This window comes from Bradyrhizobium pachyrhizi, assembly GCF_001189245.1.
Classification (GTDB): Bacteria; Pseudomonadota; Alphaproteobacteria; order Rhizobiales; family Xanthobacteraceae; genus Bradyrhizobium; species Bradyrhizobium pachyrhizi.
The window spans coordinates 215,198-240,971 of record NZ_LFIQ01000024.1 but is presented as its reverse complement, the minus strand read 5'-3'; the positions used below and the strand labels follow the sequence as shown (position 1 = coordinate 240,971).

The following is a 25,774-nucleotide window of genomic DNA, read 5'->3' as shown; positions in this document are numbered from 1 at the left end:
CGCACGGGAGCCGGGACCCATAACCACCGATGATTGTTACTGCTCCGCGCTGGAGCCCCAGCGCACTTCCACAACTCGAGCCTGTGGTTATGGGTCCCTGCTTTCGCAGGGACGACGGTGGAGTTTGACGCGAATTACGTCGCGTAGTCCGGCTCCTTGCGATCCAGCATCCGCTTCAGCGCATCGAAATGCCGCTGCGCCGGGGACGGGCCGTTGTAGAGATGGTCGTCGCGGAAATCGCGCTTGGTCTTCTCCACCACATGCTGCGGCAATTGCTTGAGCGGCTGCTGCGTCCACATCGCATAGATCTGCACCTGCGCGGCGCGCTCGATGTAATAGAGCCGGTCATACGCATCGGCGACCGTCTCGCCGACGGTCGAGATGCCATGATTGGCCATGAACAGGATGGTCTTGTTGCCGATCACCTTGGCGAGCCGTGCGCCTTCCTCGGGATCGAGCGCGGGGCCGGTGTAGAGATCGTCATAGGCAATCGCTTCCGACAGCCCGACCTCGGTCTGCCCGATCTCCTTGATCCGCGGATCCTCGAGCCGTGTCAGCGCGCTCGCATAGGGCATGTGGGTGTGGAACACGGCCTTGGCCTGCGGCAGCGCCTTGTGGATCGGCGCATGGATGCAATAGCAGGAGCGCTCGACCTCACCCTCGCCGCGCTTCACCTCGGCATCGTCGATGCCGACCTCCATGAAGGAGGATGCTGTCACCTCCGACCAGTGCATGCCGAACGGGATCTGGTAGTAACGGTCGGTGCGGCCGGGCACCACCAAGGTGAGATGGTTGAAAATACCTTCCGAAAAGCCGTGGATGTAGGCGAGCCGATGCGCCGCCGCGAGATCGACCCGCGCCTGCCATTCCTCGGCGCTCGAACTGTCCTGCAGCGATGTCGGCGAAACCCTGAACTGCATGCGCATGCTCCCATCTGTGCCGGCCTCTCGGCGGAGGCCGTGCTGATTTTATGGATGCGACTGTAGCGCAATCCGGCGCCAGGCTCCGGTGAAATTGCCGATGGCCTGCTATCCGAATTTTGCGGGCTCGCCACCATTATGTGATGATGCGCTGCGAAGACGGCGGATCGACGGCTTCGTTGGCTGCGGCGGAAAGCCACATGAGCGGCCTGACTTTCCAACCCAACGCAACACACTCCGCAAAGCCCAGAGTTACGCCATGACAGGACCATCCGACCGCAAGACCATCGCCATCGTCGGCCTCGGCAGCATCGGCGGTATCATCACCGGCCTGCTGCGGGCGGTCGACAAGCATGACGTGATCGCCTGTGTTCGGCGCCCGCTCGATCGGCTCACGGTCGAGCGGGCGGAAGGCACGGTGGAGGTGCCGCTGCGCGCCCTCACCGATCCGGCGGAGGTGACGCCGGTCGACTGGGTGTTGTTGTCGACCAAGGCGCAGGACACGGAATCGAGCGCGCCCTGGCTGCAGAGGCTGTGCGGGCCGCGGACGCGCGTCGCGGTGCTGCAGAACGGCATCGGCCACGCCGAGCGGCTGGCGCCATTGGTCGGCGCCGCCACCGTCGTGCCGACCATCGTCTATTACAACGGCGAGCGGCTGGCGCCGGATCGCGTCCGTTTCCGCCGCGCCGGCCAGCATGAATTCGCGGTTGCCGATGACACGGACGGACGCGCGTTCGAAGGGCTGCTGGATGGTACGGCGATGCGCGTGCGGCGCTCCGCCGATTTCACCACGCTGGCGTGGCGCAAGCTTCTGCTCAATGCGGTCGCCAATCCGATCACCGCGCTCACCTTGCAGCGGCAGGCGGTGTTCCGCCGCGCGGACGTCAAGGCGCTGTGCCACGCCATCCTCGAGGAGGCCGCGAATGTCGGCCGCGCCGACGGCGCCCAGCTCGCGCGCGACGAGGCCGAGTTGATGCTGGCGACGTTGTTGACCTATCCGCCAGACGCCGGCACCTCGATGTATTTCGATCGTGTCGCGGGACGCCCGTTCGAAGCCGATGCTCTCAGCGGCGCGATCGTCGCGGCCGGCGAACGGCACGGCGTGCCGACGCCGCTCAACGGCCTGCTGCTGACGCTGTTGCGCGCCACCAGCGACGGCCTGCGCGACGCGGCGCAGGCCGAGCGGCGATGAGCGCCGCGATCCCTACGACGACCGCGCCAGCGCGCCGTCGATCATGTTAACCGCGTTCTGCACGCCGTAGACCGCGACGAAGGAGCCGAAGCGCGGGCCCTTCTCCTGGCCGAGCAGCACCTGGTAGAGCATGTTGAACCAGTCGAGCGAGACGCCGGGACGGCCGTCCTTGCCCTTCTTGACCATGTCGAGGAACGGCTCGCGGCGGCCGATCTCATAGACCACGTTCTGGATGTCTTCCGCGCTCGCGTTCGCCGGCATGTTGGCGAGCGCATCGCGCAGATTCTGCAACGCCGCGCGCTCTCCGTCGGTCGGCTCGCGGAACTGCTTGGTCGGCGCCACGAAGTCGCGATAGTAGTTGATGGCGTAGCCGACCATCGCGTCGAGCTTCGGATGAGTCTGCGGCGTCACGCCCGGCCGGTAGCGGCCGATGAAACCCCACAGCGTCTCGGCATTCTCCGCGTTCGACGACGACACCAGCGTCAGCAGCAGCTGGAAGGTGACAGGCATGTCGGCCTGCGGCGGCTTGCCGGAATGGATGTGCCAGACCGGATTCTGCAGCTGCTGCCGCGCTTCCTGCCGAGTGAAGCCGTCGAGGAATTGCTGGTAGTCGTCGACATTGCGCGGGATGACGTCGAAATAGAGCCGCTTCGCCGCCTTTGGCTCGCGATACATGAACAGCGACAGCGACTCCGGCGAGGCGTAGCGCAGCCACTCGTCGATCGTCAGGCCGTTGCCCTTCGACTTCGAGATCTTCTGGCCCTTCTCGTCGAGGAACAGTTCGTAGTTGAAACCTTCCGGCGGCGTTCCGCCGAGCGCCGAGCAGATCTTGCCCGACAGCTTCACCGAGTCGATCAGGTCCTTGCCGGCCATTTCATAGTCGACGCCGAGGGCGTACCAGCGCATCGCCCAGTCCGGCTTCCATTGCAGCTTGCAGCGGCCGCCGGTAACAGGAACGGTGACGGTCTCCTTGGTATCGGGATCTTCATACGAGATCGTGCCGGCCTTGGCGTCGTGCGCCGTCACCGGCACGTAGAGCACGAGGCCGGTCCGCGGGCAGATCGGCAGGAACGGCGAGTAGCTCGCCGCACGCTCCTCGCGCAGCGACGGCAGCATGATCGCCATCACCTTCTCGATCCGCTCCAGCATGCGCAGCAGCGCGGCATCGAAGCGGCCGGAGGCGTAGTACTCGGTCGAGCTCGCGAACTCGTAATCGAAGCCGAACTGGTCGAGAAAGGCGCGCAGCCGCGCATTGTTGTGCTGGCCGAAGCTCGGATGGGTGCCGAACGGATCGGGCACCTTAGTCAGCGGCTTGCCGAGATGCTGCTCCAGCAGCTCCTTGTTCGGCACGTTGTCCGGCACCTTGCGCAGGCCGTCCATGTCGTCGGAGAAGGCGAGCAGGCGCGTCTTGATCTTGTCCTCGGTGAGCACGCGGAAGGCGTGGCGCACCATCGTGGTGCGCGCGACCTCGCCGAACGTGCCGATATGCGGCAGGCCCGACGGGCCGTAGCCGGTCTCGAACAGCACCTCGTCCTTGGGATTTTTCTTCAGCCGCGCCACAATCGCTTTCGCCTGCTCGAACGGCCAGGCGTTGGATTGTTCGGCGAGCGCCCGCAGGTCGCTCGGGCTGGCAGAAGGATCAATCACGGACATTCCTCAGGTTCTCTCCAAAAAGGCCGCGAAAACTAACGCTTTCGCGGCAAAATGCAAAACGACGGGAAGTTTGTCGTCATTCCGGAATGGTGCGTCAGCACCAGACCCGGAATCTCGAGATTCCGGGTTCGATGCTACGCATCTCCCCGGAATGACGGAGCTAGAACGGGCTGACCGAGAAATAGCGCAGCCACAGATCGGTGAAGCGGCCTTTTTCCCAGATCCGGAACAGCGCCCAGTTCAGCGACTGCCGGAGCAGGTCGTTGCCCTTGCGGACGGCGATACCGACGCCCTCGCCGAAATAGCGGCTCTCGACAAAGGGGCCGCCGGCAAAGGCGCAGCATTCGGCGGAATCGGTGCCGTTGATCCAGAACGCGAGCGAGATCGCATCGCCAAAGATGAAGTCGACCTCGCCGCGGCGCAGCGCCGCGCGCAGCGCGTCGTTATCCGGATAGGAGTGGATCTCGGCGTCGGTGAACATCGCCTTGAGGTAGGCCTCGTGCGAGGTACCGGCGATGACGCCGACCTTCTTGCCCTCAAGGTATTCCGGGCGGATTTCCGGCATCGCGTTGTCACGGCGCGACACGAAGCGGGCCGGCGCGCGGTAATAGGGATCGGTGAAATCGACCTTGGCGCGCAGCTGCGGCGTCACCGCCATCGACGCGATGATGGCGTCGCCCCGGTTGGTCGCCAGGGCATCGATCAGGGTCTCGAAGCGGCGCATCTGGATGGTGCAGGTGACCTTGATCTCGTCGCAGAGCGAACGCGCGAGGTCGACGTTGAAACCGGCCGGATTGCCGTCGGGACCGGTGAAATTGAACGGCGGATAGTCGGTCTCGGTCAGGAAGCGGATCACGGTGAGGCGCGACAGGTCCGGGCGGTCCGGCCGGCGCCGCGGGTCCCAGAAACCCGGCACCGCCTGCGGCGCGGCCTCGGCGGCGGCCTTGGGCGGGGCCGGCTGTGTTGCCGCCGGGGCCGCGGGCGCGGTTTGCGGTGCAGCCGGCGCCGGACTAGTGGGCGGAGCCGGCGCAGGAGCCGCCTTGGCCGCCGGCGGCTGCGCTGGAGGCGTCTGCCCGATCGCAGGACCTGCCAGGGCCAGCAAGGCAGCCGCGATCATGCTCGCGGCCAGGCGAAGCTGGCGCGAACGGACGGCAAAGGGCTGGACAGAGGGATTTGGCATAACCGGCAATTTCAGGAAATTGAACGGCTTATAGCCGAATCAGCGCCTGAAGCGAGCGCCGATTGGGTTAATTCTGAACCGGAAATGGCGATCAGAGGTACCGTTTGAGATCGGCCGCCGCCTCTTCCGGCGTCCGTTTCAGATTGAACGGCGCGACGAAATGACCGTCGCGGTCCATCAGATAGATCAGCGCGGTGTGGTCCATCGTGTAGTCGCCATCCTTCAGCGGCACTTTCTTGGCGTAGACACGATAGCTCGACAGCACCTTGGCGATCGCGGCGGGGTCGCCGGTCAGGCCCTTGAGGTGCGGATCGAAGCTCGACAGGTAATCCTTCATCGCGGTGGCGGTGTCGCGTTCCGGATCGACCGAGACGAAATAGGCATTCACGCGATCGGCGTCCTTGCCCATCGCCTTCAGGACCTCCGAGATCTCGAACAGCGAGGTCGGGCAGATGTCCGGGCAATGGGTGAATCCGAAGAAAATCAGGGTCGGCTTGCCCTGAAGGTTCTTGTCGGTAATGGTCTGGCCGGACTGGTCGGTGAGCTGGAACGGCCCGCCGATCGCGGCCGGCGCGGCAACGGTGCGCAAGCCGCCGATCGCCCACAGCATGAGGAACAGGCCGACCGCCAGACTGCCCGCGAAGGCAGCGAAGATCACCAATGGGCGCGTGGTCCGGGGCATGATGCGAGAGCGTCCTTGTCAGAAGCAGGCGGAGATGCCGGCCGTGATCATTTCGAAAAACACCGCGGTCCCGTAGTGGAACCAGAGCGCGGCGGCGGCAAGCAGGGCCAATCCGCCGATACCGGCCGCGCCCCACAGGATCGCAAACGCCACCCGGGTCTGTGGAGCCGTTACGAGCTCGGATCGGGTGGAGATCGGCTGAATCATGAGCCTGAGATAAGCCCGGTTCCGGCAGGCAGCAAGCGCAATGGCGGCCGCAGGCCGTCAAATGATGGCGAGCTGTTCCGGCGCCTGCTCGTCCATAACCCGACGTAAGCCCAGGCCAATGGCCGACGAACGTCAAACAGAGAAGCAGCCGGAGCCTAGTGCGCGGGCTTCGGCGCCGAGGCCTGGGCGTTGAGGTAGCACGGCTTGTACAGCGCCTGCAGTTGCTTGCCGCGCAGGAAGATCATGCGCCGGGTCAGGCCACCACGCTCCGAAATCCATCTGCGTACCGCCGGCGGATACATCAGGTACAGCATATGGGTGGCTTCGGGATTGGGGACGGGGCGGCCGTTGTCGCCGTAATCCCAGGCTGCATGGAAGCCGAGGCTGGCGTGCGAGGTCACACAAATCCGGTCGTGAGGAACCTTGCCGAGCACGATGGTGCAGGCCGAGGCACACAGCCCGTCGATGATGACCGTCTCGCCCGAAGTCCGCAGGTCCTGATACCTGTCGACATAGACGCCGATCTTGCCGCCGCGATCGTCGGCGATCCTGACTACAGCTTGAGACACCCCCATTCCCGCCAGCAGGAGAACCGCAGCGAGCAACCCCGTCATCAACTTCATTTTGGCCAGCCCCAGTCGAAACCGAATCTGTTTGGTCTGTGATGCAAGACAATCGTGAGCGTGTTGTGCGCGCGGATTTTTGTCCAGACGAGCGAAGCCGGTCAAAACAAATTCAAATTGGGTGTTGCGCGCACGCTGCAGTGAAAGTGGGGAAAGGTCCCAAACTGGAACAGCGCGGCGCACGTGCTTGGTGCTCCGCCGCCACAGGCAAGGTCCATTTGGCGTTGACCGCACGCAATGAGGCGGTCTTGAATCTCTGCGGGACGGGGGACCTAAACATGGCTGACGATGCAGATGTGATCGTGATTGGCGCGGGACTTGCCGGTCTCGTGGCCGCAACCGAGATTGCCGACGCAGGCAAGCGCGTCATCGTGCTCGACCAGGAGGGGGAACAAAGTATCGGCGGCCAGGCCTTCTGGTCGTTTGGCGGCCTGTTCCTGGTCGATTCGCCGGAGCAGCGCCGGCTCGGCATCAAGGATTCCGCGGACCTCGCGCTGCAGGACTGGATGGGCACCGCGGGTTTCGATCGCGAGGAGGATTACTGGCCGCGCAAATGGGCCGAGGCCTATGTCGCATTCGCGGCCGGCGAGAAACGCGACTGGCTGCGCGCGATGGGCCATCGCATCTTCCCGGTGGTCGGCTGGGCCGAGCGCGGCGGCTACGACGCGATGGGCCATGGCAATTCGGTGCCGCGCTTCCATGTCACTTGGGGCACCGGCCCCGGCATCGTCGAGCCGTTCGAACGCCGCGCGCGCGAGGCCGCGAAAAGCGGACGGCTGATATTCAAGTTCCGCCACCGCGTCGATGCGCTCAGCGTCACCAACGGTGTGGTCGACGGCGTCAGCGGCGTGATCCTGGAACCGACCTCGGTCGAGCGCGGCAAAAGTTCCTCGCGCAACGTCGTCGGCGATTTTTCCTTCCGTGCACCAGCCGTGATCGTCGCGTCCGGCGGCATCGGCGGCAATCATGATCTGGTGCGGCAGAACTGGCCGAAGCGGCTCGGCGAGCCGCCCAGATTCATGATCTCCGGCGTGCCCGAACATGTCGACGGCCGCATGATCGGCATCACCGAGGCGGCGGGCGGCCGGCTGATCAACCGCGACCGCATGTGGCACTATGTCGAGGGCATCCGGAACTGGAACCCGATCTGGCCGCGTCACGGCATCCGGATCCTGCCGGGACCGTCGTCGCTGTGGTTCGACGCGACGGGCAAGCGGCTGCCGGCGCCGCTGTTTCCGGGCTCCGACACGCTCGGGCAACTGCACTACATCATGGGCACCGGCTACGATTATTCGTGGTTCATCCTGACCCAGAGCATCATCAAGAAGGAGTTCGCGCTGTCGGGCTCGGAGCAGAACCCCGACCTCACCGGCAAGAGCTGGCGCATGACGATCAAGCGCGCCACCAACAAGGGCGCGCCGGCGCCGGTGGAAGCGTTCAAGCAGCACGGCGCCGATTTCATCGTGCGCGACAATCTCGCCGAGCTCGTCGGCGCCATGAACAAGCTCGCAGGCAACGACCTGTTGCAGCTCGACGCCATCAAAACCCAGATCGACGCGCGCGACCGCGAGATCACCAACCCCTACGTCAAGGATGCGCAGGTGATGAACCTGCACAATGCGCGGCGCTATATCGGCGACAAATTGATCCGCACCGCGAAGCCGCACCGCATCCTCGATCCCGAGCACGGCCCGCTGATCGCGGTGAAGCTCAACATCCTCACCCGCAAAACGCTCGGCGGCTTCGAGACCGATCTCGATTCGCGCGTATTCGGCAGGGATCACCAGATCATCCGCGGGCTCTACGCGGCCGGCGAAGCCGCCGGCTTCGGCGGCGGCGGCGTGCACGGCTACCGCTCGCTCGAAGGAACGTTCCTCGGCGGCTGCCTGTTCTCGGGGCGCAACGCAGGACGTGCGGCGGCGAAGGCGGTGAATTGACGCGTGCTACTCTGAGGTGCAGTCGAAAAGCCCGCCGGCGTGAACCAGCGGGCTTTTCTTGCTGAGCGGAAGTTCCCCAGGCCGTGTTGCGATCAGGCCGTCCTGGTGAAAAGCGTCAGAATGCCGTTGGTGAGATTGACCGCGACAACTTGTGCCGAGCTGAGGCCCTTCGCCTTCAGCGCGGATACCGCTTCTTCAGATGCGTCGATGGAACCGCGAAGGTTCCGCAGGTCGTCTTCGCTTGCCTTTGCGACGACAGCCTCGACCCTTGACCGGACCTCAGGCTTGAGATCCTTGACGTCCACGACCTGTATGCTCCGGATGGCATTGGGCTGGTCAGATTGAGCCTGCGGCAGCGCCTTCGGTTGCGTTCCCTGCACCTGCGCCCAGGCAGGTGTTCCAAGCGAGAGCGCCGCAACGATGACGGATGCCGTAGAGATGCGGATGTGCATGAGCATTCCTTTGTTGATTGCCCCCAACATCCCGCGAGAACGCGCTCTCCTTGCTTAAGGTTCCGGCCGGAAACCGGCTCTCTCGACCGGTGCAGCATGAACTTACGGGACCGTCGCCAAAATATCGAAAACAACCCCATGCAAAGTAGCCGGCAGTGGCCCGCGCTCGACCAAGCAACTTGACACGTCGGGCAACTCAGACGTATTCTTCTAATATTCCGAAATTGCGCAAATGTCCCTCGCCCAAGGCTGTCGCATAGGCCATTTGCGGACTTCTGCAATTGACGCTTCCACGTCGCGGGCGGGAGAGCGAACGCGCCTCAGTTCGCGGCCACAGCTTGATCTCATCCTGCTCTAGTCCGCCTCCGCGCTGAGGAAGCGGACGCCGAACGTGTCTGCGTTGGCCTCGCCCCAATCGTAGAGTGCCTGCAGCATCGGCTTCAGCATCTCGCCGCGCTTGGTCAGGCAATAGCGCGAGGAGCCGCCGCCGCGCTCCTGCCTGTGCGCATGGGAACTCCTTTCGTTCTCTAGTCAATGCTCCCACAAGCGCGTCATACGTTGCGGTACCCCCGTTCCTGTAACACCCAGCTGTTGCCGTCCGGGTCCGAGAAGTCGGCGAAGCTGGCGTAGTCCCTGCGAGCAGGGTCGAGCCCGGGTGCGAAACCTCCATCCCAGGCATCAACGGGCACCTTGTGCCGGACTTCACCGACCTCGACCCCACGTTCGAGCAGGCGGCTCCGCGCAACCTCAACATCGGTGACGACGAGATAGACGTTGCGAAGTGATCCGGCGGGCGCGTCGGTGAGCCCGCGACCGATCTGTATCGAGCAACTGGAGCCCGGTGGAGTGAGCTGCACGACGCGAAATGCGTCTTTCGGCGAATAGTCGACGTCGAGCGTGAAGCCGACCTGGTCGACGTAGAACCGCAACGCTCGCTGGACATCGCTCACCGGCAACGTGATCACCTCGACTGAGAGCTTTATGCCGGTTGCGCTGGTTGTGTTGATCACGCCCACGCCTCCTCTTCGGTCTGATTTGCGTCGCCCGCAGGCTCACAAATCGATGACGACGTCACGAATCGGTTGTGAGCAGCAAACGAGAAGGTTGCCGTCAGCGGGCTTCTCGAGTGGCTGGGGTCCATAGGCGACCTCGCCCGAAACCAAACCGCTCTCACAGTTGTGACAAACACCGGTCCGGCACGACCAACGGACCGGGACGTCGCACGCTTCGGCCAGCTCCAAAATGCTCTGGTAGGCGGACGCCTTCCAGTGCGCGGCGATGCCACTTCGCGCGAACGATACCAGCGGACCGGTGTTGGCGTCGTCCCTGGGCAGATGAGGAGTTCGCGTCGCTGCGCCGACGACACCAGGAGTCATCGACTCGCTGCCGTTGAAGATTTCGACATGCATCCGCTCCGGCGCCACGTCCAAGGCTGCGAGCGCCTCTTTCATGTCTGCCATGAAGCGAGTCGGCCCGCAGAGGTAGACATCCGCCTCTCGCGGGATGCCGACCTTGTCGAGGACCGATCGCGACAGGTGACCGGTCGCGTCGCAATCCTCGCCCATCTTGTCGCGCGAGCCTGGCCGGCTGTAACAGACATAGCTGCGGCCGCGGGTGAGTGCGGGCATGAGTCGGCGGACTTCGGCGGCAAATGGATGGTGCTGCCGGTCGCGAGCCGTGTGCAGCCACAAGACCTGCCGTGTCGAGCGGGCCGCCGCCAGCGCGTAAAGCATTGCCAGCACAGGCGTCGCTCCGATTCCCGCGCTGAGCAACACCACGGGCCGCGCTCCCGACTGCAGAATGAAGCTTCCCCGCGGCGAGCTGACGTCGAGAACATCGCCCATGCGGACATGCTCCCGCAGGTAGGTTCCGGCTGCCCCATCCGGCTCGACTTTCACGCTGATCCGGTAGCGCTCCGTCGAGAGGGGACCCGAGAGCGAGTAGCTGCGAAAGAGTGGCGGCCCGCCGCCGATCCGTCGAAGACGTAAGACCACGTACTGACCGGGCAGAGCCTGTCGCAGCGGCTGACCGTCCGGATGCCGCATCGACAGGGAGAGGACGTCCGCGGACTCCTGATCTATCGCTGCCACCGTGAGCGGCTGAAATCCTGGTGCAGCCGGATGCGCAGCCGCTGCCGGCGCGAGCCCTGCGTTGCCGCTTCCCGCGCCAGTCGTCTGATTCTGCAGTAACGCCTCAAACGACACGCGCCATCCGGGCGAAAGCGTCTCGATCCGCAAGGCGCGCTCCAATCGATCGCGTGGATGATTGGGCGAATAGAGAAGCGCGTTGATCTCTTCGACCGTCATTCGCTCATTCGCCTCTCCCACCTTCATGATTTCGTCGCCGGCGCCTACTTCGCCTTCCTGCAGGACGCGGAAGTAGAACCCCGGACGGCCGCTGGATGTCAGCAATGCCGGCATCCGCGGCTCGTTCATCCGAATGCCGACCCGATAGCAGGTCACGCGGGGCTGAGTAACCTCGAACACTGCGCCGCCGATCTGATAACGGTCGCCGATGCCAACGGCATCGTCGGGTAATCCCTCAATCGTGAAGTTCTCGCCGAACTGTCCATGGACGAAGTCGGTCCTCTTCAGCCGTTCCTGCCAGTAGCGATACGATTCGATCTGGTAGACGAAGACGGCTCGCTGCTCACCCCCGTGGCCGCTCAGGTCGCCTTGACCGTCTCCATCCAGATTCAATCGGCCGACCCGACAACGGCTACGCACGGGATTTTTCCAGATCCCGGTGTGTACGGTGCGGCCCTTCCATTCGATATCACGCGGAAGTCCGACGTTCACCGACAGCAGTCGCGCCATGCCCCACTCCACTTTGATAGGGACCGAAGGTGCTTCCTAGCCGCCGCCACCTGGCTCATGGACCACCTCGGAGACGTCGATGTTGCGATCTGGGCCATGCGCAACCACCGTCTGGCCCGGCTCGAGATGGAGCTGGGTGCCATCGAGATGGACCGAGACGATATCCGGTTCGAACGACACCAGGTTGGAGATGACGCGAACCTCGGGATAGGGGTCAGGATACCCCCATGCCGCCAGACGTGCCTCATCGATGGAGTAGTAGCTGCAGAGCCCCTTGTATGGGCAGAAGGTCTGGAGTTTCACGGGAGTGAGGGTGGACTCATCGATGTCGGCGCGTGGAACGTACCAGCGCGGCGCGAAGCCGGACTCGTAGAGGACGAGCGGCCGCTTGGTATCGGCGATGATCCGGTCACCATGGCGGACCACGAGGTTACGGGAGGCGCGGCGGATATCGATGCGGTGGTAGGGGTCAGCGGCATGGCCCACGATTCGTTCGTCTTCTTCGTAGAAAGCGTCCATAGCCCGCCAAGCGAACGCAACGCGTGCCTGCAGTTCGCTCGCATGGGGAGGAAGGCTGGTGTGCTGCCATGCCCCTCGCGGTGCGACGTGCTGCTCGTCGGCCCGGACGCTGTACCAGGACGTGAGCCCGAGATCGGCGTGTTGGGTGGTATGTTCGGTGCGTTCAAGGACGCGTGGGGAAATGTCGGTCTCCGGAAAATAGGCGACCGGATAGCGGCCCGGTTCGAAGAACAGGAGGACATTCTCGCTATCGGCGATCCAGATCCCCCCGAAGCGAACGCGCATACGCCGGCGCAACCGCTCGACGTACAACAATCTCTTGGGCAGCGGTTCGGGCACGAGGAACCGGCCGATTGCTCCCGTTGAGAGTGGACCTTGTTGCCAGGACGGCCCCATGGTCTCCCCCATGGATTCGATGTTCGAGCCCGCCAGCAATCTCCGAACGCAGATCCGGCGGCAAGGTTCCTCGACCGGCGTTCGTCAAACTCGCATCGATCCGAATTTAGTTACGCCTAATGGAGTCCACTCCCTAAAGCAGGATGTGTCTTGGTTAGATCTGCTTGACGCGATTTCGGTTTCCCTCTCCCCCGCCGGAGAGAGGTAAACCTTCGGCGCCGTTCCAGTTGAACCTAATCTCATCACGCTTTAGGCCGCGATTTCCATGAGGTGCGCGCTGCAAAATGCGCAGTGGCGGTGGTCGCCCTGACGCGCTAGAGGTTTGATTCTGATCAAATCAGGACCAAACCTGTCGATCTCTTGTTTTGACGCGTTTTCTCCACGCGAACCGGTAGCCACGTCGCTTGAAAACGCTATAGACATGCCCGCCATTCAGTGGAGACCCAAATGAGCATTCAGCGTTTCGAGACCGGCCCGCGCATGAGCCAGGCCGTCGTGCACGGCAACACCGTCTATCTGGCCGGCGTCGTCGCCGGCAAGGCCGCGGGCGGCAGCGTCACCGACCAGACCAAGGACATCCTGTCGATCATCGACGGCCACCTCGCCAAGGCCGGCACCGACAAGTCGAAGCTGCTCAGCGCGACGATCTACATCACCGACATGAAGACATTCCCGGAGATGAACGCGGTGTGGGACGGCTGGGTCTCGCAGGGCAACACCCCGGCCCGCGCCACCGTCGAGGCCAAGCTGGCGGCGCCGCAGTACAATGTCGAGATCATGGTTGTCGCGGCGAAATAGACGCGACGCACGTCATCCAAGGATACCGGATGCCCCAGATTGCAAAGCGCAGTTCGGGGCATTTTCATCTTGCACTCACGCGCTGATCCGCGCGCGCTCGCCGGCAGCCTCACCGAGATCGGACTGAAGCCAGCGGGCAATCCGGCGCCATGAACCGGCGAGAGCCTTGCAGCCCATGAACAGTCCGAGATGACCACACGGCTCGGTATGGCATTGCAGCCACGCGGGCGGCGTGGCCAAGAGCCGCGCTGTCGCAAATGCCTGGTCGGGCGGAACAACGATGTCGTTCTCTGCGGCGAGCACGAAGACGGGCTGCTTGACGGCAGCGAGATCGATCTTGCAGCCAAGCGCGAGGAAGTCTCCAGCCGCGATCCGGTTCTGGCGAAAGATCCAGTCGGTCACTTCGAGGTAGTAGGTGCCCGGCAGATCGAGCGTCTCGCTATTCCAGCGCGTGAAGCGATCGAGCAACGCCCGCGCATCCTCCGACTTGCGATCGAGCCGCCTCTGCAGCGCCGCTTCCGCGTCACGCATGGTGAACGGGATGCTCCAGGCCTGCAGCATATGCTTGCCGCTGATGATCCCACCCCCCTGACGGACCAGCGCCTCGAAGCCTTGCGGTGGAAGCGAGGCGACCATCCGGGAAAGCTCCGACGATACCGAGACGTCGACCGGGCTGCCGGCAAGCACAAGCCGCCGTACCTTGCCGGGAAAGCGCGCCGCGTAGAGCAACGACAGCCAGCCGCCCTGACAGAGACCTGCAAGGTCGACCGGCGGCCCGATCGTGTCGACGGCCACGTTGAGATCGGACAGAAAGGTGTCGATCGAGAAATATCGCATCTCCGGTGCCGCCGAGCGCCAATCCGTGAGATAGAGACGCGCAACGCCAGCCTTCTGCAACGCCTCCATCAGGCTGTGGCCGGGGGCAAGATCCGCAATCTGCGCGCGATGCAGCGCATAGGGCGCGCAGACCAGCAGCGGCCGGCCTTCGGCCGCTCTTGAGAAATCCAGCAGGCACATCGACGGCAGCTGAAGCGCGACCGAATGGGCTGTCGTCCAGGGCAGCGCCGCCACTTCGCCCGGCGAATCTGCGGGCTCGGGCGCACGAATGGGGTACCACTGCGAGTAGATGTCCAGCGCCAATCGCGCGGCTTCAAACGGCCATAGCCAGGCGTCCTGCGCCCAGCTGGTGCTCGCACTTCGATCCGATCGATTCGTCTTTTCGGGCAAGCTCATTCACCGATTGATCGCTACCGGGATAGTCTGGCCAACGCGGACCACCTTCACGCTGATCAAGGACCGACAAATTCGGGTCGGATCAGTTTACGCCAAACCGGCTGCAACGGCAGCCACGCCGGGATGTCACGATCTCGCGACCCCGGCGCGGTTTGCTGCCAAGCAGCAAAAGCCGTCGTTTCAGCGGACTAGGCGGCGCGTGCCGTGCCTTTCTCCGCCTCGAGCTTGCGCGCGAACAGCCAGCGGAAATAGGTCAGCGGCGCATCGGCGCCGATCGCGAGCAGCTGATAGTCCGGATCGGCGTCGAACACGCGCTGCTGCGCCTCGATGATATCCTTGTCCTCGTTGAACCCTTCCTCGAGGCTGTGCCGCAGCGACAGTGCGATGTTCGGGTTGTCGATGTCGAAATCGTGCAGGTAATTCCAGAAGAAATGCGTGGTCGAGCGCGTCTCCGGCGTCATGAACTGCGCGTTGCGATATGACCGCGTGCCCGGAACCTGGACGCCCTTCTCGACGCCCTGCCCCGCCGGCGCGAACGTGGTGTCGAGCGTGAAGATGCCGGGCACGATCATGCGGCCGATATTGCGGCGGTCGATCTTGTCGGTTTTGTTCGCTATCACCTTCTTGTGGTAGGGCGGCGGCTCGGCGCCCATGTGCCAGCGCTCGACACGGAAACCGTCGTCCAGCTTCTCGATCGCGACCGGCTTGGTCTTGTAGGCATACTCCTCGGAGCCGCCGAGCGTGTTGGTGTGCACGAAGGCGAGATGCGCGAAGTCGCTGAGGTTATCGACGATCAGGAGCCAGTTGGCCTTGTAGTGCATGTAACCCGGCAGGCCGCGCCATCTGGGATCCTCGAGCGGCGGATAGTCGAGGATCAGTTTCGGATCGGCCTTCTCGGGATCGCCGGTCCAGATGAAGATCAGATTGTAGCGCTCGACCACCGGATAGCTGCGCACGCCGAGCTTGGCGGGGATGGTGTCCTGCCCGGGGATCTGGATGCATTTGCCGTCGGCCGCGAACTTCATGCCGTGATACATGCACCTGATGTCGTCGCCCTCGACGCGTCCCATCGAGAGCGGCGCGGCGCGATGGCAGCAGCGGTCGTCCAGCGCGACGACTTTCCCGCTCGACCCGCGATAGAGCACGATCGGCCGTTCCAGGATGGTGCGCGCGACCATCTTGCCGTCGATCAGTTCGTGATTCCACGCCGCCACGTACCAGGTGTTGCGCAGGAAAATTCCGTCGTCAGCCATCTCACCCTCCCGATGCAAGATTTGGTTGCGACGAGGTTAGGTGATTGCGGTCACCGGGATAATCCGATTTGGCTGGACACACTGTACCGGTGGATGGACAATCGGCCATGGAGTGGCGCGACTGGGAGCTGTTTTGCGAGGTTGTCGAGCATGGCGGCTTCACCGCGGCCGCGCGCGTGCTTGGCCATCCCAAATCGAGCCTCAGTGCTGCGGTGCAGCGTCTCGAAGCCAAGCTTGGTTTGCGGCTGATCGAGCGCACCACCCGGCACCTGCGGCTGACCGATTCCGGCGAGACCATCTATCGCAAGGTGCGCCCGCTGTTCGCGGCGCTGCACGACACCCACAGCGAGGCGCTGGCGATGTCGAGCGCGGTGGCGGGCACGCTGCGCATCAAGGCGCCTTATGAATTCGGCGCGCATCATGCGGGGCCGGTCGCCTGCGCGGTGATGGGCCGCTATCCGGAGCTTTCGATCCGGATCGACGTCGAGCATGACATCGTCAACCCGATCGCCGAGAACTACGACATCGTGTTCGCGATGCTGGAGGCGCCGCTGCCGTCGGCCGGCATCGTGATCCGCCGCGTCTTCACGCTCGAGCGCGGTCTGTTCGCGGCACCCGCGCTGCTCGACAAGCTCGGCGAGCCACGCACGCTGGATGATCTGAGAAAGCTGCCGCTGCTGACCGGCCCCAGCGATCCGCCCTGGGCGATCACCGCTCCCGGCGGCGCGATCGAGCATCTCGCGGTCGATCGCGCGCGCCTGACCAGCTCGAATGCCCATGTCCGCCTGCAGGCCGCGCTCGCCGGTCATGGCGTGCTGCGGGTCACCGCGAGCTACACTCGCACCGCCGTCGCGGCCGGCCAGCTGCGGCGACTGCTGCCGGACCATGCCTGCGAGCCGCTCAACGTGCACGCGCTGTTGCCGGCGCGGCAATTTGTCCCGGCGAAGGTGCGCTGCTTCCTCGACGCGATGGAGGCGCATGCACGCGGCGATCCGGAGGCCTATATCAGGCCGTAGGGTCTTTTTGGCCGATCACCATTTTCCCGGGAACCTGTACGGCCGGTCGGCATCCAATGGTATTATTCCGCCAACAGTGAGGGCGATCCCGCCATGCGCCAGGCCCATGTAACGTCCCTGCCGCCGATCCGCTCGGACGATGCCGAGCTGGTGCAACGCGCGCGCGCCCGCGACGAGGCCGCAATCCGCGCCATCATGCAGGCCAATAATCGCCGGCTGTTCCGGCTGGCGCGCGGCATCCTGCGCAACGACCACGAGGCCGAGGACGTGGTTCAGGACGCCTATGTGCGCGCCTTTACCCATCTGGACCAGTTCCGCGGCGACTCCAGCCTCTCGACCTGGCTGTCGCGGATCGCAATGAACGAGGCGCTCGGCCGCCTGCGCCGCAGGCACAGCAGCGTCGAATGGTCCGATCTGCCGAAAGGCGCTCCTGAAGCCCAGATCATCCAGTTCCCCCTGTCGTCAACGGACGATCCGGAAAAATCCATGGCCCAGCGTGAGATCCAGCACGTCGTCGAGCACGCGATCGACGAGCTGCCGGAGGCGTTCCGCCTCGTCTTCATCACCCGCGTGATCGAGGGCATGAATGTCGAGGAGACCGCTGAGATCCTCGGCCTCAAGCCGGAAACCGTGAAGACCCGCCTGCATCGCGCCCGGACCATGCTGCGCGACAATGTCGAGCGGAAGATCGGCCCCGTCGTCATGGAGGCCTTCCCCTTCGCGGGCAAGCGCTGCGAGCGATTGACCGAGGCGGTTCTGAAACGGCTCCGCGCCACGGCCTGAATTTTTCGGGAACCTCTGCTCGCCCGCACCATCCAACTCCTGTGCAAGCAACGACGCGCCGCGCGCTACGCCCGGCTCAACAGGAGTTTCAAGCCATGTTCGTTCGATTGGGTATCGCGGTCGCCGCGCTCAGCCTTCTCAACTGCGCTGCGCTGGCGCAGGGCGCAAAGCCGACCGATCCGCAGATCGCGCACATCGCCTATACGGCCGGTGTGATCGACATCAATGCCGCCAAGCAGGCGGAAGAGAAGGCCTCCAACAAGGAGATCAAGGCGTTCGCCAAGGACATGGCGCGCGACCACGAGGCGGTGAACAAGCAGGCGCTCGACCTCGTCAAGAAATTGAAGGTGACGCCGGAGGACAACGACACCAGCAAGGCGCTGTCGAAGCAGGCGGCCGACAAGCTCGCCGAACTCGGCAAGCTGAAGGGCGCCGCCTATGACAAGGCCTATATCGACAACGAGATCGCCTACCACAAGGCAGTCAACACCGCGCTGGAGACGCAGCTGATCCCCTCGGCCAGCAATCCCGAGCTGAAGAGCCTGCTGCAGACCGGCCTGAAGATCTTCCAGGGCCACCAGCAGCATGCCGAACACGTCGCCGCCGGCCTGAAGTGAGGAGGCGCGCGATGTTGCCAGGACGCTGTCTCGCAACGCTGGCTTTGCTCGCGCTCGGCGCGATGGCCGTCCCGGCGCATGCGGCCACCATCCGGATCGTGATGGAGAATATGGTGATCTCGCCGGCCGAGGTGTCGGCCAAGGTCGGCGACACCATCGAATGGGTCAACAAGGACGTGCTGGCCCACACCGCCACCGCGAAGAACGGCGAATTCGACGTGACGATCGCGCCGAAGAAGACGGTCAAGTCGGTCCTGACCAAGGCCGGCACGGTCGACTATTACTGCCGCTACCATCCCAACATGAAGGCGGTGCTGACCATCGCACCATAGCCTGCGCGATGACCTCGGAGGTAATCGATCGGCGCACGCGAACCTTCGATAGTCCGGACCGCCGCACAGTCCGGCACTATCGAAGGAGAGCACCATGACCGACCATGCCGCCATCGCCCGCCGCTATATCGATCTCTGGAACGAGCGGACGCCGAGCCGGCGCCGCGAGATGCTGAGCGAGAACTGGACCGCCGATGCGCGCTATGTCGATCCGCTGATGAGCGGCGACGGCCAAGAGGGCGTCGACGCGCTGATCGCCGGCGTGCAGCAGAAGTTTCCGGACTTCCGCTTCAAGCTGATCGGGGAGCCGAACGGCTTCGGCGACCATGTCCGATTCTCCTGGGGCCTCGGACCCGACGGCGTCGACAGCCCGATCAAGGGCACCGACTTCGCCATGCTGAAGGACGGCCGGATCAGGAGCATCACCGGCTTCCTCGACCAGGTGCCGGGCGCCTGAGGCGCCGCTTCCGCGCCGGCGATGTCGCTGCCAGAGCGTTTTCGAGCGAAGTGGATACCGGTTCGCGTCAAGAAAACGCGTCAAAACAAGGAATCGAGAGCCCCGTTCCGATTCCATCGGAACGGAAAAGGCTCTAGTCTTCCCGAAACACAGGGAGGACGCCATGAAGGCAGATTACGCCTTCAAGACTTCTGTCGTCAGCGACATCACGCCGGCGCTGCTGGCGATCGGCCGCGACAGCTTTCCGCAGGCCCTGATCGGCGCGCTGCGCCGCGTCGCCGGTGTCGGTCACTGCATGGTGTTCTCGTTCACCGGCCCGCGGACCGCCGCGTGCCTGCTCGATGTCGGCAACATCCCGACCGGGCGCGACCTCGGGATCGCCTATTCCGAACATTTCCATCAGGCCGACCCGAACCGCGATGCGGTGTTCGAGGGGCGGACGCAGGCCGCGCCGATCGTGCTGCCGAATTTTGCCCGCCGCATGTACAGCGACGGCTACCGCAAGATCTTCTTCGACGACTCCGACATCGTCGACAAGTTCGCCTCCGCGATCTGGACCGGCGACACCTGCTTCTATGTCAACTTCTACCAGATCACCGCGCAAGGCCGCTTCAGCCGCGAGCAGATCGCGCGCCTGGCCGCGGTCGCGCCGGCGTTGACGGCGGCCGTGGCGCGGCATTTCCAGCGCGACCCGGCAGCGGATGTTGAACCGATCGAGCGGTTGAAGACCTTGTTTGCAACCGCTGAGCCGCTCGCCAGGCTGACCGGGCGTGAGCAGGAGGTCTGCCTGCGCATCCTCTCCGGTCTCAGCTCGGAAGCGATCGCCGCCGAGCTCGGCATCGGGCTGCACTCCGCCCTCACCTATCGCAAGCGCGCCTATGACAAGCTCGGCATCTCCTCGCAGAACGAGCTGTTCGCGATCGCGCTGCGCCTGATGGCCTCGGCGCGCCAGCTGAACTGAGCGCGCTCCGGGCGGTGGTCTCCCGCTGTCCCCAGCGGTGGGGACAGACGGGCCGCGCCGCCCGGCCTATGCTCGGCCCGAAAACCCGAGGCCAAACCGAGATCACTCGTGAGCACCGCGCCCCATTTCGACATCGACGTCCCCGCCTTCTGGCAGGATCCCTACCCGGCGCTGGCGCGCATGCGCAAGGAGGCGCCGATCGCCTTCGTGCCGCAACTCGGCAGCACGCTGCTGTGCAGCCGCGACGACATCTTCATCTCCGAGAAGCAGATCGACGTGTTCTCGTCGCACCAGCCCGAGGGGCTGATGAACAAGCTGATGGGCCACAACATGATGCGCAAGGACGGCGATGCGCACATGAACGAGCGCAAGGCGATCTTTCCGGCGATCTCGCCGAAAACCGTCAGATCGCACTGGACGGCGCAGTTCGAAGCACACGCGACGCGCATCCTCGACGAACTGAAGCCGGACGGCGTGGTCGATTTCGTGCAGGCCTTCGCGCTGCCGTTCTCGGCCGAATGCCTGAAGTCGATCACCGGCCTCACCAATATGCGCTTCCAGGACATGAATGCGTGGTCGCAGGGGATGATCGACGGCATCGCCAATTATGTCGGCGATCCCGCGATCGAGGCGCGCTGCCATGCGGCGACCTCCGGGATCGATGCCGCGATCGACGACATGGTCCCTGGGCTGCGCAAGACGCCCGACCTCAGCCTGCTCGGCGTGATGCTGCAGACCGACATGCCGATGGAGAGCGTGCGCGCCAACATCAAGCTTGCGATCTCGGGCGGCCAGAACGAGCCGCGCGATGCGATCGCCGGCACGGTATGGGCGCTGCTGACCCATCCCGACCAGCTCGCGCTGGCGACGACCGGCGCGATCCCGTGGCTGCAGGTGTTCGAGGAATATGCGCGCTGGATCTCGCCGATCGGGATGTCGCCGCGGCGGATCGCAAAGCCCTGGACGATCAGGGACGTCGCCTTCGAGACCAATGAGCGCGTGTTCCTGATGTTCGGCTCGGCGAACCGCGACGAGAAGCATTTCGACCGGCCCGACGCGTTCGACGTGCGCCGCGACGCCAGCAAGAGCATCGCGTTCGGTGCCGGACCGCATTTCTGCGCCGGCGCCTGGGCCTCGCGCGCCATGGTCGCCGACGTCGCGCTGCCCGCGATCTTCAACCGGCTGAAGAATCTGCGCCTGATCGCGCACCAGCCGGCGCGGATCGGCGGCTGGGCATTCCGCGGCCTCCTGGATCTGCCGGTGACGTGGGACGCGTAAGCCTCGTTACCGTCCCCAGCGCAGCACGACCGGATCGAGTGTCCGCGCGATCTCGATCAGCCCCGCGCGGGTCGCCGGATGCAGCGGTTGCAGCGGGTGGCGCACCGCCTCGGACTTGATGACGCCGCCCTCGCGCATCAGCACCTTGCAGGCCTGCAGCCCGCATTGGCGATTTTCGTAATTGATCAGCGGCAGCCACCGCGCATAGGCCTGCATGGCCTCGTCGCGCCGGCCGGCGAAGAACGGATCCATGATCTGGCGGATGCCGTCGGGATAGCCGCCGCCGGTCATCGCGCCGGTGGCGCCGGCATCGAGATCGGCCATCAGCGTGATCGCCTCCTCGCCGTCCCACGGCCCCTCGATCTCGGCGCCGCCCTTCTCGATCAGACTGCGCAGCTTGTTTGCCGCCATCGGCACCTCGATCTTGAAATACCTGATGTTGGCGAGTTCCTTTGCCATCCGCGCCAGAAAATCCACCGAGAGCGGCGTGCCCGCCACCGGCGCGTCCTGGATCATGATCGGGACGTTGATGGCATCCGACACCACCCGATAAAACTCATAGATGCCCGGCTCGCCGACGCGAAAGGTCGCGCCGTGATAGGGCGGCATCACCATGACCATGGCAGCTCCGGCAGCTTCCGCCTCGCGGCTGCGAGCCGCGCAGACCGCCGAGGAGAAATGCGTCGTGGTGACGATGACGGGAGTGCGGCCGGCGACATGCTCGAGCACCGTATGCATCACGGTCTCGCGCTCGGCGTCGGTCAGCACGAACTGTTCGGAGAAATTGGCGAGGATGCAGATGCCGTGGGAGCCGGCGTCAATCATGAAGTCGACGCATCGCCGTTGTCCTTCGAGGTCGAGATTGCCGTTGGCGTCAAAGATGGTCGGCGCCACGGGGAAGACGCCGCGATAGGGGCGCTTTGCGACTGATGTCATGGTAACGACCTCCCAGGTTGTTGTCGGATTTTCTTGTCAGCTCTGGCGGAACGGCAGCGGCGGGCCATCGAGCCGGCGCAGGCCCGGCTCGCGCCGCTCCAGCCACCAACCATACTGCTTCGGCCAGGACGCGAACACCTCGCCGCCTCCACCGCCGAGCGCCAGCTCGGCATGCAGCGGCCAGTTCGGATCGAACAGCGCCTCGCGGCCGATCGCGACCAGATCGGCCTGGCCTTTGGCCAGGACGTCTTCGGCCTGCTGCGGATGCAGGATGAGGCCGACCGCGATGGTCGCAATGCCGGCGGCGCGGCGGATCTCATCGGCATAGGGCACCTGAAAGCCGTAGCCGCGCGGAATCCGCGCCGCGGTCGCCGAGCCGAGCAGTCCGCCCGACGAGCAATCGATCAAATCGGCACCGCGCGCCCTGGCTTCGCGGGCAAACGCGACCTGGTCCTCGAGCGTCAGGCCGCCGTCGATACCGTCGACCGAGGAGATCCGCACCGCCAGCGGCCGCTCCGCCGGCCAGGCCGCGCGCACGGTCTCGATGATCTCGAGCGGATAGCGCATCCGCCCGGCGCGGTCGCCGCCATAGGCATCGGTGCGGCGGTTCGACAATGGCGAGAGGAATTCGTGCAGCAGATAGCCATGCGCGCAATGCACCTCGACGAATTCGAAGCCGGCCTCAACCGCGCGCAAGGTGGCGCGCCGCCATTGCTCGCGCAGCGCGGCGAGTTCGGCCAGGTCGAGCGCGTGCGGCATCAGCCAGCCGTCTTCCATCGGGATCGCGCTCGGCGCCACCGTCCGCCACGGCAGATCGCCGCGAGCGCGATCGGCCTCATCGAGAGCGGCATTGCCGTACCAGGGACGCTGCATGCTGGCCTTGCGACCGGCATGCGCGAGCTGGATCGAGGGCACCGCGCCATTGTCCTTGAGGAAAGCGGCGATCCGCTCGAGCGGCGCGATCTGCTCGTCGTTCCAGATGCCGACATCGCCATGGGTGATGCGGCCCTCGGCGACAACCGCTGCGGCCTCGACCATCACGAGCCCGGCGCCGCCCTGGGCGAACTTGCCGAGATGCACGAGATGCCAGTCATTGGCGAGCCCGTCGGTCGCCGAATACTGGCACATCGGCGAGATCAGGATGCGGTTTCGGGAGGTCACGCCGCGAAGCGTGATCGGCTGAAACAGAAGCGGCTGCGACATCGGGACCTGCGGAAAGGTGTTGGCGGGAGAAATCGTGGCGGAAAGCTAGGCGGCGCGTCCCGAGATCGCAAGTCATGCCGCGGCGCAGGCGGCAAGACCTGCACGCATGCAGCACTTGCGCAACGGCGCGATCTGCAAAACCCGCAACATTTGCCGCAGAACAATTTCCCGGCTGGTAAACACTTTCAGTCATCCCTGGGTCACATCCACGGATCGCAATTCGTCGCGGACATCCCTACATTGCCGGCATGAAGAAAATCGGATTCCTTTCGTTCGGGCACTGGACGCCCTCGCCGCAGTCGCAGGCCCGCTCAGCCGCGGATGTGCTGCTGCAATCCATCGACCTTGCGGTCGCGGCCGAAGAGCTCGGCGCGGACGGCGCGTATTTTCGCGTCCATCACTTCGCGCGCCAACTGGCCTCGCCGTTCCCGCTGCTGGCGGCCGTCGGCGCCAGGACCAGCCGGATCGAAATCGGCACCGCCGTGATCGACATGCGCTACGAAAATCCGCTCTACATGGTCGAGGACGCCGGCGCGGCCGACCTGATCGCGAGGGGGCGCCTGCAACTCGGCATCAGCCGCGGCTCGCCCGAGCAGGTGATCGATGGCTGGCGCTATTTCGGCTATCAACCGGGCGAGGGCGAGACCGACGCCGACATGGGCCGGCGTCATGCCGAGATCTTCCTCGACATGCTGCGCGGCCAGGGATTTGCGCAGCCCAATCCACGGCCGATGTTTCCCAATCCTCCCGGCCTGCTTCGGCTCGAACCACTCTCGGAAGGCCTGCGCGAGCGCATCTGGTGGGGCGCCGGCTCGAACGCCACCGCGGTGTGGGCGGCAAAACTCGGAATGAACCTGCAGAGCTCGACGCTGAAGAACGACGAGACCGGAGAGGCTTTCCACATCCAGCAGGCCGCCCAGATCCGGGCCTATCGCGCCGCATGGAAGGAAGCCGGGCACACGCACGAGCCGCGGGTCTCGGTGAGCCGCAGCATCTTCGCGCTGGTCGACGATCGCGACCGCGCCTATTTCGGCAACGGACAGGAGGAAGACCAGATCGGCTTCATCGACGAGAGGACGCGCGCGATCTTCGGCCGCGGCTACGCCGCCGAGCCGGACAGGCTGATCGAGCAGCTCAAGACGGATGAGGCGATCGCGGAGGCCGATACCTTGCTCCTGACCGTCCCCAATCAGCTCGGCGTCGACTACAACGCGCATGTGATCGAGACGATCTTGACCCAGATCGCACCCGCTTTGGGCTGGCGCTAAATCCATCGCGAATGTCAGCGATACTCGACCGGCGCGCAGGCTCGTCACATCGAGCACGACAGGGATAAGGACCCGCGCCGGCCGTCTTCTAGGGGGGCTGTTGAGAGGGAACGGCCGGACGCGGGCTTGAACCGACCGTTCTCGCCGGAGGTCGGTCGGCTCTATTCGACCAATGCCGGAACCCGCGACATCGTTCCGGCGGAACTTCGTTCTCAAACGCGGAGAACTACGGAAACATAACTGCGCGTTGTGAGAAGAACAGGTTGAGTACGGTTCGTTAGGCGCGCACGTTGCGTGAACAGATCGCCGTAATATCCCGGGATGATCGCCCGAAGCTGGCTGGATTGCCACGCGGATTCCCTCGATCAGGAATCCCTGTCGCGATTGCGCCGAGTCAGATCGAGCCGCTCGACGCGCTCATCGATCCGCCGGTTCAGCTCCTCATCTTCTCGCGTATTGCTGCCGCGACGGGCGCGAACCACCAATGCACAACATCCGAGCAGAACGATCGCGAAGAGCGCGTAGTACCACCATGCCATGCACTGATCTCAAATCAACGCTCGCGATACGGCCGGAAAGGTCATCGTTCAGGCCGATGAGGACGCGCCGATCTCGGCGCATAATAGGGGTTCACCAGACAGGTTGCCGGAAGCCCAACGGCGCCGGCCTGACACTGTTCCAGCGACGTGAAGACGCAGTCCATGCGCTCGCCGACCAGCATACCGTAAACATGCATGCAGACGGGATAGCGCGGATCATACATTTGCGCGGATGCCGGCCTTGTCATCCAAAGCGCCCCTAGCGCAAGCAGCAGCGCTCCAAGCAACCTCACGTCACGTCTCCTGCTGTCGCGAAATACATTGCCTTGCCGACAAACGGTGCCTTGCCGACAAACTGTCCCGCGACATTTGCCTGAAGGCTGGAGCGGGCGAAGGGAATCGAACCCTCGTATGCAGCTTGGGAAGCTGCCGTTCTACCATTGAACTACGCCCGCGATCTCAATGCTTGAGGTCGCACCCTACGGTGCGACCGGCCGGACCATAGCCCGGGCGGAGCCAGCGG

The 25,774-nt window shown here is 64.5% G+C and carries 27 protein-coding genes, 1 tRNA gene and 1 pseudogene; 11 read left to right on the top strand and 18 right to left on the bottom strand.

The window, feature by feature from the left end; translation table 11 throughout:
* Positions 1 to 134: 134 nt before the first annotated feature.
* On the bottom strand, positions 135 to 920 hold the full coding sequence (locus AKL29_RS01965) for a class II aldolase/adducin family protein (protein ID WP_225160951.1): 786 nt from the start codon (positions 918 to 920) through the stop codon (positions 135 to 137).
* A 259-nt stretch (positions 921 to 1,179) separates the two neighbouring features.
* Between AKL29_RS01965 and AKL29_RS01960 the strand changes: the two genes are divergently transcribed.
* On the top strand, positions 1,180 to 2,112 hold the full coding sequence (locus AKL29_RS01960) for a 2-dehydropantoate 2-reductase (protein ID WP_050382676.1): 933 nt from the start codon (positions 1,180 to 1,182) through the stop codon (positions 2,110 to 2,112).
* A 12-nt stretch (positions 2,113 to 2,124) separates the two neighbouring features.
* Here AKL29_RS01960 and AKL29_RS01955 read toward each other — a convergent pair whose 3' ends face one another.
* The 5 genes from AKL29_RS01955 to AKL29_RS01935 form a co-directional block, all read right to left on the bottom strand.
* Complete coding sequence (locus AKL29_RS01955) at positions 2,125 to 3,765, bottom strand: lysine--tRNA ligase (protein WP_050382674.1); 1,641 nt, start codon at positions 3,763 to 3,765, stop codon at positions 2,125 to 2,127.
* Positions 3,766 to 3,925: 160 nt separating this feature from the next.
* Positions 3,926 to 4,882: an ABC transporter substrate-binding protein gene (locus tag AKL29_RS01950; protein ID WP_244481680.1), complete on the bottom strand. Its 957-nt coding sequence runs from the start codon at positions 4,880 to 4,882 to the stop codon at positions 3,926 to 3,928.
* Between the two features lie 154 nt (positions 4,883 to 5,036).
* Positions 5,037 to 5,627, bottom strand: a complete 591-nt coding sequence (locus AKL29_RS01945) for an SCO family protein (RefSeq protein WP_026191944.1) — start codon at positions 5,625 to 5,627, stop codon at positions 5,037 to 5,039.
* Between the two features lie 18 nt (positions 5,628 to 5,645).
* Positions 5,646 to 5,834, bottom strand: a complete 189-nt coding sequence (locus AKL29_RS01940) for a hypothetical protein (protein WP_038377541.1) — start codon at positions 5,832 to 5,834, stop codon at positions 5,646 to 5,648.
* Positions 5,835 to 5,989: 155 nt separating this feature from the next.
* Positions 5,990 to 6,457 carry a hypothetical protein gene (locus AKL29_RS01935; RefSeq protein ID WP_028334585.1) on the bottom strand — a complete coding sequence of 156 codons (468 nt, stop codon included), beginning with the start codon at positions 6,455 to 6,457 and terminating at the stop codon, positions 5,990 to 5,992.
* A 278-nt stretch (positions 6,458 to 6,735) separates the two neighbouring features.
* Here AKL29_RS01935 and AKL29_RS01930 point away from each other — a divergent pair, with 278 nt between their 5' ends.
* Positions 6,736 to 8,394 (top strand): FAD-binding dehydrogenase, encoded by a 1,659-nt coding sequence (locus AKL29_RS01930; RefSeq protein ID WP_050382670.1) that lies wholly within the window; start codon positions 6,736 to 6,738, stop codon positions 8,392 to 8,394.
* A 92-nt stretch (positions 8,395 to 8,486) separates the two neighbouring features.
* On the opposite strand, the gene AKL29_RS01925 is transcribed toward AKL29_RS01930, so the two are convergent.
* From AKL29_RS01925 to AKL29_RS01910, 5 genes and pseudogenes are all read right to left on the bottom strand, one after another.
* On the bottom strand, positions 8,487 to 8,846 hold the full coding sequence (locus tag AKL29_RS01925) for a hypothetical protein (protein ID WP_028334583.1): 360 nt from the start codon (positions 8,844 to 8,846) through the stop codon (positions 8,487 to 8,489).
* A 354-nt stretch (positions 8,847 to 9,200) separates the two neighbouring features.
* Positions 9,201 to 9,344 (bottom strand): annotated as a pseudogene (locus AKL29_RS44175) (winged helix-turn-helix transcriptional regulator); the annotation flags it as partial.
* 53 nt (positions 9,345 to 9,397) lie between these two features.
* The gene (locus AKL29_RS01920; RefSeq protein WP_202814533.1) at positions 9,398 to 9,856 is read right to left on the bottom strand and encodes a VOC family protein; all 459 of its coding nucleotides are present in this window, start codon (positions 9,854 to 9,856) and stop codon (positions 9,398 to 9,400) included.
* 42 nt (positions 9,857 to 9,898) lie between these two features.
* A complete protein-coding gene (locus tag AKL29_RS01915; protein ID WP_050382666.1) occupies positions 9,899 to 11,662 on the bottom strand; it encodes an MOSC and FAD-binding oxidoreductase domain-containing protein in 1,764 nt (587 codons plus the stop codon).
* A 36-nt stretch (positions 11,663 to 11,698) separates the two neighbouring features.
* On the bottom strand, positions 11,699 to 12,616 hold the full coding sequence (locus AKL29_RS01910) for a DUF427 domain-containing protein (protein ID WP_244481678.1): 918 nt from the start codon (positions 12,614 to 12,616) through the stop codon (positions 11,699 to 11,701).
* 408 nt (positions 12,617 to 13,024) lie between these two features.
* On the opposite strand from AKL29_RS01910, the gene AKL29_RS01905 reads away from it, so the two are divergent.
* On the top strand, positions 13,025 to 13,375 hold the full coding sequence (locus AKL29_RS01905) for a RidA family protein (RefSeq protein WP_028334578.1): 351 nt from the start codon (positions 13,025 to 13,027) through the stop codon (positions 13,373 to 13,375).
* Positions 13,376 to 13,450: 75 nt separating this feature from the next.
* On the opposite strand, the gene AKL29_RS01900 is transcribed toward AKL29_RS01905, so the two are convergent.
* Together AKL29_RS01900 and AKL29_RS01895 are read right to left on the bottom strand one after the other, a co-directional pair.
* Positions 13,451 to 14,446, bottom strand: a complete 996-nt coding sequence (locus tag AKL29_RS01900; protein WP_050382718.1) for an alpha/beta fold hydrolase — start codon at positions 14,444 to 14,446, stop codon at positions 13,451 to 13,453.
* A 350-nt stretch (positions 14,447 to 14,796) separates the two neighbouring features.
* Positions 14,797 to 15,861, bottom strand: a complete 1,065-nt coding sequence (locus tag AKL29_RS01895; RefSeq protein WP_050382664.1) for an aromatic ring-hydroxylating dioxygenase subunit alpha — start codon at positions 15,859 to 15,861, stop codon at positions 14,797 to 14,799.
* 107 nt (positions 15,862 to 15,968) lie between these two features.
* Here AKL29_RS01895 and AKL29_RS01890 point away from each other — a divergent pair, with 107 nt between their 5' ends.
* From AKL29_RS01890 to AKL29_RS01860, 7 genes are all read left to right on the top strand, one after another.
* Entirely contained in the window at positions 15,969 to 16,877 is a 909-nt protein-coding gene (locus tag AKL29_RS01890) for a LysR family transcriptional regulator (protein WP_050382662.1), read from the top strand.
* 93 nt (positions 16,878 to 16,970) lie between these two features.
* Positions 16,971 to 17,660 carry an RNA polymerase sigma factor gene (locus AKL29_RS01885; protein WP_050382661.1) on the top strand — a complete coding sequence of 230 codons (690 nt, stop codon included), beginning with the start codon at positions 16,971 to 16,973 and terminating at the stop codon, positions 17,658 to 17,660.
* Between the two features lie 95 nt (positions 17,661 to 17,755).
* Entirely contained in the window at positions 17,756 to 18,277 is a 522-nt protein-coding gene (locus AKL29_RS01880; RefSeq protein ID WP_028334573.1) for a DUF4142 domain-containing protein, read from the top strand.
* An 11-nt stretch (positions 18,278 to 18,288) separates the two neighbouring features.
* On the top strand, positions 18,289 to 18,609 hold the full coding sequence (locus tag AKL29_RS01875; protein WP_167350364.1) for a cupredoxin domain-containing protein: 321 nt from the start codon (positions 18,289 to 18,291) through the stop codon (positions 18,607 to 18,609).
* A 94-nt stretch (positions 18,610 to 18,703) separates the two neighbouring features.
* Entirely contained in the window at positions 18,704 to 19,066 is a 363-nt protein-coding gene (locus tag AKL29_RS01870) for a nuclear transport factor 2 family protein (protein WP_050382657.1), read from the top strand.
* A gap of 163 nt (positions 19,067 to 19,229) precedes the next feature.
* On the top strand, positions 19,230 to 20,027 hold the full coding sequence (locus tag AKL29_RS01865) for a helix-turn-helix transcriptional regulator (RefSeq protein ID WP_050382655.1): 798 nt from the start codon (positions 19,230 to 19,232) through the stop codon (positions 20,025 to 20,027).
* A gap of 108 nt (positions 20,028 to 20,135) precedes the next feature.
* Entirely contained in the window at positions 20,136 to 21,305 is a 1,170-nt protein-coding gene (locus AKL29_RS01860; RefSeq protein WP_050382653.1) for a cytochrome P450, read from the top strand.
* A gap of 6 nt (positions 21,306 to 21,311) precedes the next feature.
* On the opposite strand, the gene AKL29_RS01855 is transcribed toward AKL29_RS01860, so the two are convergent.
* Together AKL29_RS01855 and AKL29_RS01850 are read right to left on the bottom strand one after the other, a co-directional pair.
* Complete coding sequence (locus AKL29_RS01855) at positions 21,312 to 22,241, bottom strand: dihydrodipicolinate synthase family protein (protein WP_050382652.1); 930 nt, start codon at positions 22,239 to 22,241, stop codon at positions 21,312 to 21,314.
* A gap of 36 nt (positions 22,242 to 22,277) precedes the next feature.
* Positions 22,278 to 23,444: an NADH:flavin oxidoreductase/NADH oxidase gene (locus tag AKL29_RS01850; protein WP_050382650.1), complete on the bottom strand. Its 1,167-nt coding sequence runs from the start codon at positions 23,442 to 23,444 to the stop codon at positions 22,278 to 22,280.
* A 248-nt stretch (positions 23,445 to 23,692) separates the two neighbouring features.
* Here AKL29_RS01850 and AKL29_RS01845 point away from each other — a divergent pair, with 248 nt between their 5' ends.
* Entirely contained in the window at positions 23,693 to 24,712 is a 1,020-nt protein-coding gene (locus tag AKL29_RS01845) for an LLM class flavin-dependent oxidoreductase (RefSeq protein WP_050382648.1), read from the top strand.
* Between the two features lie 365 nt (positions 24,713 to 25,077).
* Here AKL29_RS01845 and AKL29_RS43180 read toward each other — a convergent pair whose 3' ends face one another.
* From AKL29_RS43180 to AKL29_RS01840, 3 genes are all read right to left on the bottom strand, one after another.
* Positions 25,078 to 25,251 (bottom strand): hypothetical protein, encoded by a 174-nt coding sequence (locus AKL29_RS43180; RefSeq protein ID WP_167350363.1) that lies wholly within the window; start codon positions 25,249 to 25,251, stop codon positions 25,078 to 25,080.
* A gap of 41 nt (positions 25,252 to 25,292) precedes the next feature.
* Positions 25,293 to 25,544, bottom strand: coding sequence for a DUF3551 domain-containing protein (locus tag AKL29_RS40095; protein ID WP_080667104.1), 252 nt, complete (start codon positions 25,542 to 25,544; stop codon positions 25,293 to 25,295).
* Positions 25,545 to 25,632: 88 nt separating this feature from the next.
* Positions 25,633 to 25,706: transfer RNA gene (locus AKL29_RS01840), tRNA-Gly, on the bottom strand.
* Between the last annotated feature and the right edge of the window lie 68 nt (positions 25,707 to 25,774).

Coding starts and splice junctions, on each gene's coding strand:
- AKL29_RS01965 (WP_225160951.1), bottom strand. CDS start 920: ATGCAGTTCAGGGTTTCGCCGACATCGCTGCAGGACAGTTCGAGCGCC.
- AKL29_RS01960 (WP_050382676.1), top strand. CDS start 1,180: ATGACAGGACCATCCGACCGCAAGACCATCGCCATCGTCGGCCTCGGC.
- AKL29_RS01955 (WP_050382674.1), bottom strand. CDS start 3,765: ATGTCCGTGATTGATCCTTCTGCCAGCCCGAGCGACCTGCGGGCGCTC.
- AKL29_RS01950 (WP_244481680.1), bottom strand. CDS start 4,882: ATGATCGCGGCTGCCTTGCTGGCCCTGGCAGGTCCTGCGATCGGGCAG.
- AKL29_RS01945 (WP_026191944.1), bottom strand. CDS start 5,627: ATGCCCCGGACCACGCGCCCATTGGTGATCTTCGCTGCCTTCGCGGGC.
- AKL29_RS01940 (WP_038377541.1), bottom strand. CDS start 5,834: ATGATTCAGCCGATCTCCACCCGATCCGAGCTCGTAACGGCTCCACAG.
- AKL29_RS01935 (WP_028334585.1), bottom strand. CDS start 6,457: ATGAAGTTGATGACGGGGTTGCTCGCTGCGGTTCTCCTGCTGGCGGGA.
- AKL29_RS01930 (WP_050382670.1), top strand. CDS start 6,736: ATGGCTGACGATGCAGATGTGATCGTGATTGGCGCGGGACTTGCCGGT.
- AKL29_RS01925 (WP_028334583.1), bottom strand. CDS start 8,846: ATGCACATCCGCATCTCTACGGCATCCGTCATCGTTGCGGCGCTCTCG.
- AKL29_RS01915 (WP_050382666.1), bottom strand. CDS start 11,662: ATGGCGCGACTGCTGTCGGTGAACGTCGGACTTCCGCGTGATATCGAA.
- AKL29_RS01905 (WP_028334578.1), top strand. CDS start 13,025: ATGAGCATTCAGCGTTTCGAGACCGGCCCGCGCATGAGCCAGGCCGTC.
- AKL29_RS01895 (WP_050382664.1), bottom strand. CDS start 15,861: ATGGCTGACGACGGAATTTTCCTGCGCAACACCTGGTACGTGGCGGCG.
- AKL29_RS01890 (WP_050382662.1), top strand. CDS start 15,969: ATGGAGTGGCGCGACTGGGAGCTGTTTTGCGAGGTTGTCGAGCATGGC.
- AKL29_RS01885 (WP_050382661.1), top strand. CDS start 16,971: ATGCGCCAGGCCCATGTAACGTCCCTGCCGCCGATCCGCTCGGACGAT.
- AKL29_RS01880 (WP_028334573.1), top strand. CDS start 17,756: ATGTTCGTTCGATTGGGTATCGCGGTCGCCGCGCTCAGCCTTCTCAAC.
- AKL29_RS01875 (WP_167350364.1), top strand. CDS start 18,289: ATGTTGCCAGGACGCTGTCTCGCAACGCTGGCTTTGCTCGCGCTCGGC.
- AKL29_RS01870 (WP_050382657.1), top strand. CDS start 18,704: ATGACCGACCATGCCGCCATCGCCCGCCGCTATATCGATCTCTGGAAC.
- AKL29_RS01865 (WP_050382655.1), top strand. CDS start 19,230: ATGAAGGCAGATTACGCCTTCAAGACTTCTGTCGTCAGCGACATCACG.
- AKL29_RS01855 (WP_050382652.1), bottom strand. CDS start 22,241: ATGACATCAGTCGCAAAGCGCCCCTATCGCGGCGTCTTCCCCGTGGCG.
- AKL29_RS01850 (WP_050382650.1), bottom strand. CDS start 23,444: ATGTCGCAGCCGCTTCTGTTTCAGCCGATCACGCTTCGCGGCGTGACC.
- AKL29_RS01845 (WP_050382648.1), top strand. CDS start 23,693: ATGAAGAAAATCGGATTCCTTTCGTTCGGGCACTGGACGCCCTCGCCG.
- AKL29_RS43180 (WP_167350363.1), bottom strand. CDS start 25,251: ATGGCATGGTGGTACTACGCGCTCTTCGCGATCGTTCTGCTCGGATGT.